General features: G+C 46.9%; 16 protein-coding genes. All 16 read left to right on the top strand.

What is annotated here, in order from left to right:
- Positions 1–14: 14 nt before the first annotated feature.
- The 16 genes from spoIIIAG (at position 15) to ahrC (ending at position 13,443) form a co-directional block, all read left to right on the top strand.
- Positions 15–653 (top strand): stage III sporulation protein AG, encoded by a 639-nt coding sequence (spoIIIAG, locus tag OM416_RS05495; protein WP_264927731.1) that lies wholly within the window; start codon positions 15–17, stop codon positions 651–653.
- 65 nt (positions 654–718) lie between these two features.
- Positions 719–1,549 (top strand): SpoIIIAH-like family protein, encoded by an 831-nt coding sequence (locus OM416_RS05490; protein WP_264927729.1) that lies wholly within the window; start codon positions 719–721, stop codon positions 1,547–1,549.
- 139 nt (positions 1,550–1,688) lie between these two features.
- Positions 1,689–2,153, top strand: a complete 465-nt coding sequence (accB, locus tag OM416_RS05485; RefSeq protein WP_264928823.1) for an acetyl-CoA carboxylase biotin carboxyl carrier protein — start codon at positions 1,689–1,691, stop codon at positions 2,151–2,153.
- A 55-nt stretch (positions 2,154–2,208) separates the two neighbouring features.
- Complete coding sequence (accC, locus tag OM416_RS05480) at positions 2,209–3,552, top strand: acetyl-CoA carboxylase biotin carboxylase subunit (protein WP_091018133.1); 1,344 nt, start codon at positions 2,209–2,211, stop codon at positions 3,550–3,552.
- A 217-nt stretch (positions 3,553–3,769) separates the two neighbouring features.
- Positions 3,770–4,180: an Asp23/Gls24 family envelope stress response protein gene (locus tag OM416_RS05475; protein ID WP_017687593.1), complete on the top strand. Its 411-nt coding sequence runs from the start codon at positions 3,770–3,772 to the stop codon at positions 4,178–4,180.
- 145 nt (positions 4,181–4,325) lie between these two features.
- Complete coding sequence (gene amaP / locus OM416_RS05470; RefSeq protein ID WP_017687594.1) at positions 4,326–4,865, top strand: alkaline shock response membrane anchor protein AmaP; 540 nt, start codon at positions 4,326–4,328, stop codon at positions 4,863–4,865.
- 14 nt (positions 4,866–4,879) lie between these two features.
- Positions 4,880–5,113, top strand: a complete 234-nt coding sequence (locus tag OM416_RS05465; RefSeq protein WP_264927724.1) for a DUF2273 domain-containing protein — start codon at positions 4,880–4,882, stop codon at positions 5,111–5,113.
- A 221-nt stretch (positions 5,114–5,334) separates the two neighbouring features.
- Entirely contained in the window at positions 5,335–5,787 is a 453-nt protein-coding gene (gene nusB / locus OM416_RS05460) for a transcription antitermination factor NusB (RefSeq protein WP_076333255.1), read from the top strand.
- A gap of 117 nt (positions 5,788–5,904) precedes the next feature.
- Positions 5,905–6,762: a bifunctional methylenetetrahydrofolate dehydrogenase/methenyltetrahydrofolate cyclohydrolase FolD gene (gene folD / locus OM416_RS05455; protein ID WP_264927721.1), complete on the top strand. Its 858-nt coding sequence runs from the start codon at positions 5,905–5,907 to the stop codon at positions 6,760–6,762.
- 10 nt (positions 6,763–6,772) lie between these two features.
- Positions 6,773–8,137, top strand: a complete 1,365-nt coding sequence (gene xseA, locus OM416_RS05450; RefSeq protein ID WP_264927719.1) for an exodeoxyribonuclease VII large subunit — start codon at positions 6,773–6,775, stop codon at positions 8,135–8,137.
- The gene (gene xseB, locus OM416_RS05445) at positions 8,127–8,384 is read left to right on the top strand and encodes an exodeoxyribonuclease VII small subunit (protein WP_017687599.1); all 258 of its coding nucleotides are present in this window, start codon (positions 8,127–8,129) and stop codon (positions 8,382–8,384) included. Before xseA ends, xseB begins: the two co-directional genes overlap by 11 nt.
- Positions 8,377–9,282, top strand: coding sequence for a polyprenyl synthetase family protein (locus OM416_RS05440; protein WP_169482009.1), 906 nt, complete (start codon positions 8,377–8,379; stop codon positions 9,280–9,282). Before xseB ends, OM416_RS05440 begins: the two co-directional genes overlap by 8 nt.
- Positions 9,283–9,562: 280 nt before the next feature.
- Positions 9,563–11,470, top strand: a complete 1,908-nt coding sequence (gene dxs, locus OM416_RS05435) for a 1-deoxy-D-xylulose-5-phosphate synthase (RefSeq protein WP_264927714.1) — start codon at positions 9,563–9,565, stop codon at positions 11,468–11,470.
- A gap of 22 nt (positions 11,471–11,492) precedes the next feature.
- Positions 11,493–12,338: a TlyA family RNA methyltransferase gene (locus tag OM416_RS05430; RefSeq protein ID WP_264927712.1), complete on the top strand. Its 846-nt coding sequence runs from the start codon at positions 11,493–11,495 to the stop codon at positions 12,336–12,338.
- A gap of 84 nt (positions 12,339–12,422) precedes the next feature.
- The gene (locus tag OM416_RS05425; protein WP_264927710.1) at positions 12,423–12,908 is read left to right on the top strand and encodes a hypothetical protein; all 486 of its coding nucleotides are present in this window, start codon (positions 12,423–12,425) and stop codon (positions 12,906–12,908) included.
- Positions 12,909–12,993: 85 nt separating this feature from the next.
- On the top strand, positions 12,994–13,443 hold the full coding sequence (ahrC, locus tag OM416_RS05420) for a transcriptional regulator AhrC/ArgR (RefSeq protein ID WP_264927708.1): 450 nt from the start codon (positions 12,994–12,996) through the stop codon (positions 13,441–13,443).
- Positions 13,444–13,486 lie beyond the last annotated feature (43 nt).

Genomic DNA, 13,486 nt, shown 5'->3' with positions numbered 1-13,486 from the left:
AAGGAGGGTGTCCGATGAAACAATGGTTCAAAAAGATGGAAACCTGGATGGGTGGCGGAGAAGGTGGGGCACGGCGGAGCCAAACCTTCCGTTGGCTGATTATCCTCGGTTTGATCGGGGTGGGAATTATGCTGTTCAATTCCTTCGTCAATGTCAAAAAAATTGATTCCGAAAATATCGGTCGGGAACCACCGGATCCGGCAACATCCATGGCATCCATACAGAGTGATCCGATGGATCAGAACCCTTTTCAGGCAATCGAAATGGCATTTGAGGACAAGATCAAGTCTGTTCTGGAAAACATTGTTGGTGTGGGAACGGTCGATGTAATGGTTACCGTGGATTCCACAGAGGAACTGGTCGTTCAGCGGAATGTGAAGGATTCTCAGCAACTTACCGAAGAAACCGATGCTAACGGGGGCAAGCGACATATGACGCAATATACCCGCGATGGCGAGATTATTACGTACGAAATATCAGGGGATCAGACACCGATAGTGACCAAAAAGCTCAAACCGCAGATCCGTGGTGTGCTTGTGGTTGCGAGAGGTGCAGAGAACAAGGTTGTGAAGGACCTGATAACCGATGCTGTGGAAAAAGGACTGAATGTGGCAGCCTACCGGATCTCGGTTGTACCGCGCAAACAAGACTAATCTGTTGTGATGAATCACAAGATTCAATTCTCATAGATTGAAGCCAATTTGAGGAGGAAGTTCTAATGAATAACAAACGTCAAACGGTATGGCTCGTTTCCATGCTGAGTCTGATGGTCATTTTGTCCGCGTATTATCTGTTCACTGAGGATTCTGGTCCAGTCAATGCGCCGGTGGCTGATAGTCAGCAAGTCGATGGAATCAAGCAAGGGGAAGCGAAGGAGACAGCAGGTATTCTTGATCCTACAGAAGGTTTGGTTGTGAATGAAGTGGTGAATAGCGGCGAAGTTGAAAGTGATCCAAGTGCGGCTGGCACGGCTGAAGATCCGGTGGCTACAGAAGGTAAAGAAACTGGAAATACAGAGAAAACACCTGCTGTCGAACCAGGCGAGAATAAAGGTGAAGCAGGCAAAGAAGCTGACAAAGAAACCGACAAAGGGGCAGCAACCACACCAGAGACGGAAGGTCAGACAGAAGGCACTGCAACGAAGACGGATGAGGAAGTCCTCAAGGAAATGGAAGAGCAGAATACGACAGCATCTGCGAGCAGCCAGTTCCAGAACTACCAGTGGCAACGTGAGGAAAGCAACAATCGCAAGTATGAGGAACTGATGACTGTGGCAGGTGATCTTAGCAAAACGCCAGAGGAGAATGCCAAAGCAACGGAGCAACTCCGTACACTGGAAGAAAAAGAAGCTAAAATCACTGGCATTGAGGAGACGCTCTCTCAACAGTTCGCTAATGCGATCGTTCAAGAAGATGCCGACAAGTATAAAGTTGTGGTCCTCAGTGACAAACTGGATGTAAAACAGGCGGTATCCATTGTGGATCTGGTGATGAAAGAATTGGCGGTTTCCCAGAATAAAATCAGCGTGCAATACGTTACAGAACAGTAATTCAAATCATGGAAATGCAGTCCCGGGAGCTGGTTGTACTCTCGGGCTCTTTCCATTTTTAACGATTATGATATAATACATAAAGCCATATGACCGTCCTAGTGAGACTGGCATGATGCCGAAGGAGTGAATAATGGAAATGTTTAAATTGAGTGAGATCAAAGAACTGATCAAACTGGTAGATGAAAGTTCCGTTCAAGAGTTGGAAATTGAAAATGAAGGATCACGGTTATCGATCCGTAAACCGGGCAAAACGGAGTATGTTCAAGCAGCTGCTGTACAACCGCAAATGATTGCTGCTCCGCAAGTACAGCCGGCAGCAGTGGTAAGTGAAGCTGCACCGCAGGTCGATACTACAAGTCATTTACATAAAATTGTATCTCCGATGGTAGGTACTTTTTACAGAGCTTCCTCGCCGGAAGTGGGTCCTTTTGTGAGCGTAGGTGATAAAGTTGTTGAGAAAACAACGGTATGTATCATCGAAGCTATGAAGCTGATGAACGAGCTTGATGCTGACATCAAGGGAGAAATCGTTGAAGTGCTGGTTGAGAACGGACAGCTGGTCGAGTATGGGCAGCCCCTTTTCCTGGTGAAACCGGAATAACCGTTATAGCTGGTTAACAGCTAACCGCATGAGCTTCGAAGGAGGACAAAACGAAATGAAATTTCAAAAAATACTGATTGCCAACCGTGGAGAGATTGCGGTACGTATTATTCGTGCCTGCCGCGAAATCGGCATCTCAACGGTAGCTGTCTATTCGGAAGCGGATAAGGATTCTCTGCATGTTCGTCTTGCAGATGAGGCTTACTGTATCGGACCGACACTGTCCAAGGACAGTTACCTGAACTTCACCAACCTGATGAGTGTAGCCACGCTGACGGAATGTGATGCAATCCACCCTGGATATGGTTTTTTGGCGGAGAATGCTGATTTTGCAGAAATCTGTGGTTCCTGCAACATTACATTCATCGGGCCTTCACCTGAAGCCATTACCAAAATGGGAGACAAGGCTGTTGCCAAACAAACGATGAAAGATGCAGGAGTACCTGTTATTCCTGGATCAGACGGCCTCGTTGAAAATATGGATGAAGCCATCATGATTGCTAGAGATATCGGATATCCTATCATTATTAAAGCTACTGCTGGTGGCGGAGGTAAGGGAATTCGTATTGCCGAAGATGAAGAAACGCTGATTAAGCAGATTACAGCTGCTCAGCAGGAAGCACAAAAGGCATTTGGCAATGCAGGTGTATATCTGGAGAAATTCCTGACAGGCATGAAACATGTGGAAATTCAGATCATTGCTGATAAACACGGAAATGCAGCTCATCTGGGAGAGCGTGATTGCTCGGTTCAGCGTCGTCGCCAGAAATTGGTAGAAGAAGCTCCGTGTCCGATTCTCTCTGAAGATGTGCGTACACTGATGGGGGAAGCTGCGGTACGGGCAGCCCTTGCCGTGGATTACTCGGGAGCGGGTACATTGGAGTTCCTGCTTAGCCCGAATGGCGAGTTCTATTTCATGGAGATGAATACGCGTATTCAGGTAGAGCATCCGGTAACCGAGATGGTTACTGGCGTGGATCTGATTCGTGAGATGATCTCGGTAGCTGAAGGCAACCCACTTTCATTCCGTCAGGAAGACGTGGTTATCAATGGCTGGTCGATAGAATGTCGTATCAATGCGGAAGATCCGGATCGTAACTTCATGCCATCACCAGGCAAAATCGGATTCTACCTTGCACCTGGAGGACCGGGCGTGCGTGTAGATAGTGCTGCTTATCCCGGTTATACCATTTCACCTTTCTACGATTCCATGATCGCAAAGTTGATTGTGTGGGGAGCGAATCGTGAAGAGGCGATTGCCAAGATGAAGCGTGCGCTTGGGGAATTTGCCATTGAAGGCATATCCACAACAATCCCTTTCCATCAAAAATTGCTGGAGCACCCAACGTTCATTCGTGGGGACTTTGATATCAAATTCCTTGAGGAAAACGAGATTTAAAAGGTATATTGGGCTTGTTTGTCATAATGTAGCCCAAATGATATAGTATGAATAATAAGAGCGCATGTCTCCTGCAAAGGATAAGCCCGCACCTCGCGGATGTTTGCAGGAGTTCCGGTAAAGCCGGACCGGAAGGGTTCTGAAGGTCGATTGACCTGAGTCCAGCGCCCTGACGGATGGCCGCAAACTTATCTCGTGAAAGGTGTGTTGAACAGTTATGAGTACACTACCGACTGAATTTGAACGAACGGATATCGGTGAAATCCAGATCGCACCTGAAGTTATTGAAGTAATTGCTGGATTGGCAACCCTTGAAGTGAAAGGTGTTGCAGGAATGAGTGGCGGATTCGCAGGCGGATTTGCTGAATTGCTTGGTCGCAAAAACCTTTCCAAAGGCGTTAAGGTTGAAGTAGGTCAACGTGAAGCAGCAGTTGATGTTTCCGTAATTATCGAATACGGATATCGTCTGCCACAAGTGGCTACCGAGATTCAACAAAACGTAAAACGTTCCATTGAGAACATGACAGGATTGAATGTGAATGAAGTAAATGTGCACATTCATGACGTTCAGTTCAAGAGCACTGAGAAAGTGGAAGAGATCGACCTGAACAGTCAGCGCGTAAAATAAAAGAAGACAGATTCCCCCGGCATCATCTGCCGGGGGTTATCCCGTCTTGGACAGGTCTTCATTATAGCGAAAGCTAAATGAGGATCTGATTTTTGCTAGTGAACAGGTTAAGCAATGTTAGTGAGCAAGGGAGGCTGTGCAGTTCGTGGCTAAAATACTGGATCGGCTTCTGTTGTTTATATACAGCATAAGCGTTGGAGCAATATCGGCAGCCGTCATTCTTCTGATTAGCGGTGTGCTGCCTTACGAATTGAATTACCAGCAGGAACAAAACGTTATTGTTGCGTCGGTTATTGCAGCAGCGATTTTGTTTATCCTGAGTTTGCGATTTTTCTACATCTCGGTTCGGCGTGAGCGTGCATCATTGCCGTCTGTAGATCAACGTACTGAGTTTGGTGATGTACAGATTTCGATGGAGACGATTGAGAATCTCTGTTTGAAGGCGACTTCCCGTTTCCGGGGAGTACGTGATGTCAAGGCACGCATACGTGTGGTTGAGTCAGGACTGGAGATTATGATCCGTGCGGTAGTGGATGGTGAGACACCTATTCCTGCGCTGACTTCTGATCTGCAAAAAGCGATACATGATCATGTGCAAGAGATTACTGGCATCCCGGTATCTTTTGTCACGGTGTATATCGCTAATGTAACCCAGTCGCCTAACTACAAGAGTCGAGTGGAATGAGGTGAGTTTCACTGATGCTGTGGAAAGAGATTTGGGATAGTCACAGAGGCCGAATTATCGGGATTATCGGCGGCATCTTTTTTGGATTTCTTTATGTATGGATCGGTTTTTGGGATATGTTGTTCTTTGCACTCTTGGTGTTCATCGGTTATACGTTAGGCAGACGAAGCGATTCGAAGCTGGGTTCGTCCATTCCCTGGAGGGAGTGGGGACAATGGCTCGGCGATCGCTGGCGTCCGTTTAAGTGACCTACCTGAACCCTGCAATATGTTTCTTCCGAAAATAGAACTGTAGTTTAGGTTGCCCGTTTTTTGGAGGAAACGTATTGCAGGTTTTTTTGTGAAAAGGGATAACAATAACAATACCATGGAAGCCATTGATCTATCCGACACAGGATATGATGTGCTGGTTGCATGATTATAAAATAAGCATGATGACGCTCCAGAAGGAGCGCTGCAGGAGGCAGGACATGAAAAGACGTTTGGCAAGGGAAATTGCAGTACAAAGTCTGTATCAGATGGAAATGAATGAGGTAGGCGCAGCAGAAGCTGTGAACATGCTGATCAATGAAGCCGCTGAAGATAATGAAACCGAAGTGGTTATCCGCGATGCAGATGTAATGCGTACCTATGTTACTGAGATTGTACAAGGAGCCTGGAACAATAAAGAAGCGATTGACGGGCTGCTGGTGGATTATTTGAAAGGTTGGCAAATCAGTCGTCTGTCACGTGTGGATCGCCAGATTCTACGACTGTCTACGTATGAAATGGTGTTCCGTGATGACATTCCGGCAAAGGTATCCGTCAATGAAGCGATTGAGCTGTCCAAATATTTTGGCACAGATGAATCAGGCAAGTTCGTCAATGGCGTACTTGGACGCATGATTCAGGAAGTTGACGCCATTAAAGCAAAATTATCTTAAGTTATGATTAACTCTAGTGCGTGTTCAAAAGGACCGGTTTTCAGTACCCTTCGTAATCAAAAGCGGTTTTTTTGAACAACCTCTAAATTTATATTCACATAAGGGAGAGAGAGTACAATGACAGCATCTATTATTAACGGTAAAGAAGTATCCCAAGAGATCCGCGCAAGCATGACAACAGAAGTAAAACAGCTTAGCGAACAGGGGGTAGTACCTGGTCTGGCTGTTGTGCTCGTCGGCGAAGATCCGGCATCCCAAGTCTATGTGCGTAATAAAGAAAAAGCATGTCATGACCTCGGATTCTACTCCGAAGTGCATCGCTTAGATGCAAACACGTCCCAAGAAGATCTGCTCGCGCTGGTGGACAAGCTGAACAATCAAGAATCCATTAACGGAATTTTGGTTCAACTTCCACTACCGAAGCATATCGAGGAGAAGGCGGTCATTGATGCGATTGCCGTGGATAAAGATGTAGACGGATTCCACCCAGTGAATGTAGGTAATCTTGTCATTGGAGACGATAGTCTGCTCCCATGTACCCCGGCTGGTGTAATCGAACTGATTAAACGTACTGGACTGGAAATGTCCGGCAAACATGCGGTAGTCATCGGAAGAAGCAATATTGTCGGCAAACCGGTATCCCTGTTGCTGCAACGTGAGAATGCGACGGTAACCATGTGTCATTCCCGCACCGCCAACATGAAAGAAATTACACGCCAGGCGGACATTCTAGTTGTAGCCATCGGTCGTGCTAATTTTGTGGATGCTGATTTTGTGAAACCGGGTGCTGTTGTTATCGATGTCGGCATGAACCGTTTGGAGAATGGCAAACTGGCAGGAGACGTTGATTTCGAGAGCGTGAAAGAAGTTTCTGGTCCAATTACACCCGTTCCTGGTGGTGTTGGTCCGATGACAATCACAATGCTGATGCAAAATACATTGATCGCTGCCAAGCGCGCTCACGGATTGGCCTAGGGTTCTGTCTGTGGCAGATCAAAAGATCTACTCCATCAAAGATCTGAACCGATATATTCGAATGAAACTGGAATCGGATCAGGTCCTGTCGGACGTCTGGCTGCGCGGGGAGATTTCAAACTTCACACATCACTCCAGCGGCCATATGTATTTTACATTGAAGGACAAGGACAGCCGGATTAAGTCGATTATGTTCGCGTCCCATAACCAGCGATTACCCTTTGTACCGAAGGAGGGTGCAAGGGTTATTGCTCGTGGTAATGTCTCGGTGTATGAACGGGATGGGCAGTATCAATTCTACGCTACCCATATGCAACCGGATGGCATTGGGAGTCTGTATCTGGCTTACGAACAGCTGAAGAAAAAGCTGGAGGATGAAGGGTTGTTTTCACATTCTCGAAAAAGACAAATCCCACGTTATCCACAGACCATCGGGGTTGTAACTTCACCGACGGGAGCGGCGGTGCGGGACATTATGATCACACTCCAACGCAGGTACCCTTCTGCCAAAGTTGTTTTGTATCCTGTTCTGGTTCAAGGCAAAGGTGCAGCACCTTCCATCGTCAAAGCGATTGGCAACCTGAACCGGATGGGAGAAGCTGACGTATTGATTGTTGGACGCGGAGGAGGTTCATTGGAGGAATTATGGGCCTTCAATGAGGAGATTGTGGCAAGAGCAATAGTCGCTTCAGATATTCCTGTTATTTCTGCGGTTGGGCACGAAACGGACTTCACCATTGCCGATTTTGCGGCCGATTTGCGTGCGGCTACGCCTACAGCTGCTGCGGAACTGGCTGTACCTAATCGAGCTGAGTTGCTCGATCAGATCGGACAACGTCAGCGCCAGTTACAGCACAGCTTACGTCAACGTGCTGTACATAATCGTGAACGGCTCGCGAGATTACAGCGTTCGCCAGTGCTGGTTCATCCAAGACGTACGTTGATGCAGCATACGGAACGACTGGATATGATGCATCAACGGCTTTTGAGAACAGTGGATACGCGTATGAAATGGACAGGAGAGAAGCAGGAGCGTCTGCGGGCGGCACTGCAACGATTCAATCCTCGTGAGCAGGTCAATGCAGCACGCCGTGAAACTACGGCAGCACGCAGACAACTGGAACTTGCGATCAGGTCCATAACCAGATCGAAGCAGCAACAGTGGAAATCATCTGTGCGGCATCTGGATGCGCTTAGCCCGCTTAAAGTCATGTCACGTGGATACAGCCTTGTCTATGACGAGCAGGAACAGCAATTGATCAAGTCGACGAAGGATGTACAGCCTGGAGATTCAATCAAGATTAAATTAACAGACGGACAGCTGGACTGTCAGGTTTGGGGAATGAAGGAGGACGACAATACCCATGGCGAATGAACCGGAATTGAATTTTGAAGAGGCAATGGCGGCATTGGAAGACATCGTAGGTCAGCTTGAGCATGGTGATGTTCCGTTGGAACAGGCCATCGATCTGTTTCAGCGCGGGATGAAACTTTCGCAACTTTGCGGTCTGAAGCTGGAACAAGTGGAACGCAAGATCGAGATGATCGTAGAAGAAGATGGAGAGCTTCGCAAGAAGCCTTTCGGAACTGCTGACGATGAGAGCGGTGAAGTCCATGAGTAATCGTCCTTCGTTTCAAGCATACCTTGAGGAGGTCACAGCTGAGGTGACAGAAGAGTTGAAACACACTCTTCCCGATCACTGGGATGTACCCCAATCGCTGACGGATGCGATGCAGTACTCACTTATGGCCGGAGGCAAACGCCTTCGTCCTCTTCTGGTCGTTGCTGCGGCGGAAGCCTTCGGTGCACAGCGTACAGCTGCAATGCCGGTAGCCTGCGCCGTGGAGATGGTTCATACGTATTCACTGATCCACGACGACCTGCCTGCTATGGATAATGATGATTACCGCAGGGGAAAATTAACGAATCACAAGGTATATGGTGAAGCAACCGCCATATTGGCGGGAGATGCGTTGCTAACTCATGCTTTTTATAGCATTGTTCAAGCGGGTCGCCGCAGTGGTGTGACGGCAGATGCGTTGCTGTCCATCGTAGAGGACATGTCCGAACTTGCTGGAGCAAGAGGAATGGTCGGCGGCCAAGTTGCGGATATGGAAGGCGAGCAAGGAATGACCGATCTTTCACAGCTCCAATATATTCATTTGCACAAAACGGGTGATCTGATTGTTTTCTCCCTCATTGCTGGAGCACGAATCGGTGGAGCAACAGAAGGACAGTTGGAAGCACTGCGTGTGTTCGGCCGTGATCTGGGGCTGGCGTTTCAGATTCAAGATGATATTCTCGACCTGACGGGCGACGAGCAAAAGATGGGTAAGAAAACACAGAGCGATGTGAATCAGCAGAAGGTAACATATCCTTATTTTATTGGCATGGAGGCTTCTGTAGTTGAGGTGAAATCCCTTACTCAATCTGCAAAAGATGCACTTGAAAGAGCCGAGTTACCTGATGCATCCAGATTGCTGGAAATTGCGGATTATCTGATGAGTCGAGACCATTAGATTCTGATGGTTCGCTGTTTCAAAACCTGTGTAATCGTGTAATGAATGTAATGTCCTTTTTCTGAGTGGATGGAAAAAGTCTGTCCCGAGTGGATGCGGGAATACATATGAGAAGGATTCTATATAACTTGCTGGTGAAAATGCTCGATATCGGGAGTATAGTGCAGTAAATTATGATTCTTGTTCTTTTATGTTATAATGATTTAATGTCATTTGATTCATAATGTATATATGGATTTACAACAACAATCAAACAATCTAGGAAAGCGGGGAGATTCTCGTGCTGCTTCCACAAATTAAACAACCCAGTTATCTAAAGTCGATGTCTCAGGATGATCTTGCGCTATTGTCGGCAGAGATCCGGCAGTTTCTGATTGAGAAACTGTCCGTTACAGGGGGGCATCTCGCACCCAACTTAGGAGTGGTTGAGCTCACGGTAGCCCTGCATTACTGCTATAACAGTCCAGCAGACAAAATGATTTTCGATGTAGGGCATCAGGCTTATGTGCATAAAGTCCTGACAGGGCGTATGGATCGCTTTGATACATTGCGTCAACATAACGGTCTGTGCGGGTTTGTCAAACGCAACGAAAGTGAACATGATGTATGGGAAGCTGGACACAGCAGTACATCATTGTCCGCTGCGATGGGGATGGCCCTTGCACGTGATCTGAAAGGTGAGGACAATCAAGTCATCGCGATGATTGGTGATGGAGCGCTTACAGGTGGTATGGCTTTTGAGGCCCTCAATCACATTGGTCATGAGCAGAGAAAACTGATGGTTATTCTAAATGATAATGAAATGTCCATTGCTCCAAACGTTGGGGCCATGCATAAATATTTGAGCAAGATTCGTTCGGATCGCCATTATCTGAAAGCAAAAGATGATGTCGAGGGCATGCTCAAAAAAATCCCTGCTATTGGGGACCGTTTGGCCAAATCGGCCAGCTGGATCAAAGACAGTGTCAAATATATGATGGTACCAGGTGTTCTTTTTGAAGAACTGGGCTTCACATATTTGGGACCGATTGATGGGCATGATATTCCCAAATTGATTGAAACCTTCAAACAGGCAGATAACGTGGATGGACCTGTGCTCGTCCATGTACTTACAACCAAAGGTAAAGGTTATCAGCCTGCAGAAGCCGATTCGCACAAGTGGCACGGGATTTCTCCGTACAAAATTGAATCCGGTCAAGTGCTGAAGGCAGTGGGGAAACCGATGTACACGGAAGTGTTCGGTCAAACGCTGATTGATCTGGCGAAGCAGGATAAGCGGATTGTAGCTGTAACGCCGGCAATGCCTACGGGATCAGGCCTCATTCCTTTTAGTAAGGAATTTCCGGATCGCATGATTGACGTAGGTATCGCAGAACAGCACGCGGCGACCATGTGTGCTGCACTGGCTATGGAAGGCTTGAAGCCGGTCTTTGCCGTGTATTCTACGTTTATGCAACGTGCATATGATCAGATTGTACATGATATTTGCCGTCATAACGCCAACGTGATGTTTGCCATTGACCGTGCCGGGTTTGTTGGTCCAGATGGGGAAACACATCAAGGGGTATACGATGTGGCATTCATGCGCCATATTCCAAATATCGTTCTGATGATGCCAAAAGACGAAAATGAATTGCGACATATGATGAAAACGGCGCTTGATTATAATGAAGGTCCAATTGCATACCGTTATCCACGAAACAATGTGGTGGGAGTACCTCTGGATGATGTGCTTGTTCCGATACCAATTGGAACATGGGAGCAACTGCGTCCATCCGAAGGATATGCTGTCATCGCTTCAGGATCGATGGTGCAACTTGCAGAAGAAGCAGCGGAGATGGTGAAAAGGGAAGGGATTACAGCAGGCGTAATCAACGCTCGCTTCCTCAAACCTCTGGATGAGCAGATGTTGCGTGATTTGGCTGTTCGAGGCACCAAATTGATTGTACTTGAAGAAACTTCCCAAGCGGGTAGCATGGGTAGTGCGGTTCTGGAGTTCTACGCAGAACAGGGATTGCATGATGTACATGTACAACTCATGGGTATTCCGGATCGCTTCATCGAGCATGGCAGTATCAAGGAACAACGTGAGGAAGTAGGTCTTACCGTTGAGAATGTATGTGCTGAACTGCGCAACATGGCTGTTCAATCATCTTACGGCATGCCCAAAACACGTTTTCCTTCGTAAATTTACTTGATAGGAGAAAGACATGTCACTCCCGAAAGAACGAATTGATGTTCTGCTGGTTGAGCAGGGCTATTATGAAAGTCGTGAGAAGGCAAAAGCTGCAATCATGGCTGGACTGGTGTATGCCAATAATGAGCCGATCGAAAAGGCGGGCATGAAGATTCCAAGGGAAGCCGAGCTGAAAGTTAAAGGCTCGGTACATCCCTATGTCGGCAGAGGCGGATTGAAGCTCGAAAAAGCGATCCGTCATTTCGGCCTTGATATGAATGGACTTGTCATGCTCGACATCGGTTCATCCACCGGCGGTTTTACGGATTGTGCACTACAGCATGGTGCGTCTCATGTATACGCTATTGATGTGGGCTATAATCAGCTCGACTGGTCTTTGCGTAATGATGAGCGGGTTACCGTGATGGAACGAACCAATTTTCGCTATGTGACTCCCGAAGATCTGACCGGACCTGAGCCGAATTTTGCGAGCATTGATGTATCGTTCATTTCATTGCGAATCATATTGCCGCCACTTCTGGCCCTTTTGAAACAACCTGCAGATATCGTGGCATTGATTAAACCTCAATTTGAGGCAGGGCGTGAAAAAGTAGGCAAGTCCGGTGTGGTACGTGATACGAAGGTACACAAGGATGTATTGCAGACGATGCTCCATTTTGCGAGTCAACTTGGTTTGCATCTGCAGAGTTTAACTTTTTCCCCGATAACCGGTGGAGAAGGTAATATAGAATTTCTCGCACATTGGCGTCTGGAAGCACCAGATGCAACACAACCAGAGAACGATCCAGCTTCACTTGATGCACTTGCGGAGCAAGTTGCGAAGGAAGCAGCTCATACTTTTACGGGAAACTCATCATAAGATGGGTTTCTTTTCGCTGGAAAGATGATTGGTGTAAAGGGAAATCGTTATTGAACCTCGAATATGTCTTCGAGGTGAGCGATAATGAATGGACAATATGACACAATCGTTATAGGTGTACTTGCTGTCTGTTTGATCTTGTGGCTGTTCTTCGGCTTGCGTAATTGGGTGAACCGACCTATGCCGGTAAGCTTGTCTGGAATGCAACTGAACGTCAAAATTCAGGATTCCCCGGCATTGGATTTGCTTGAAGCCCAGGGTTACGAAGTCATCGGTGGCAAAATGAAAGTTCCTCTGGCTTTTGAGGCCAATGAATCCGTTTATTACAGCAGATTATTCATTGACTATGTTGCAGAACGTGAAGATCTCAGATATCTGGTGAAAACGTCTCGTCGCAGACAGCCACTTGAAATGACCGGACCTGCGCTAAGGGATCGCTTCCTCAATTATCTGTTGTTATATCCAGGCTGTGAAGGGCTGCTATATGTTGACGTCGAGGATTCCGATATTAAGTTAATCCGGCTCATGGACTATCAAGAAGATGTGTATGATGGGGATGATCTGGACTAATATAAAAAGAATGAACATTGCAGGGCATAGTCTGCAGCGAACTACACTTGCTGCTTTATTGCAATACATTTAACTGGAGGCATGTATGAAAGGACAAAGGCACATCAAGATTCGTGAAATCATTAGTCAAAATGAAATAGAGACCCAGGATGATCTGGTTGAAGCACTGCGCCAATCAGGTTTTCAGGTGACTCAGGCGACGGTATCCCGGGATATAAAGGAACTTCTGTTAATCAAGATTCCGATGGATGACGGACGGTACAAGTACTCTTTGCCGACAGATCAACGATATAATCCGATTCAAAAGTTGAAGCGTGCACTCGTGGACAACTTCCTGCACATTGATCACACGAACAATCTGGTTGTGATGAAATGTTTGCCGGGGACAGCCAACTCCATCGCAGCTTTGCTTGATAATATTGAGTGGAATGAAGTCATGGGAACGATCTGTGGAGATGATACCATCCTCATTATCTGCCGGACTGAAGGTAACAGCGTGACCGTTATTGAACGCATCATGGGTTATATTGCTTAAAGCAATGGTTCAAAAACATAATTTCTGAGTTAGTCATCCGGAG

This window comes from Paenibacillus sp. LS1 (assembly GCF_026013365.1).
Taxonomy (GTDB): Bacteria; Bacillota; Bacilli; order Paenibacillales; family Paenibacillaceae; genus Paenibacillus.
This window is presented reverse-complemented; position numbering and strand designations above follow the sequence as displayed.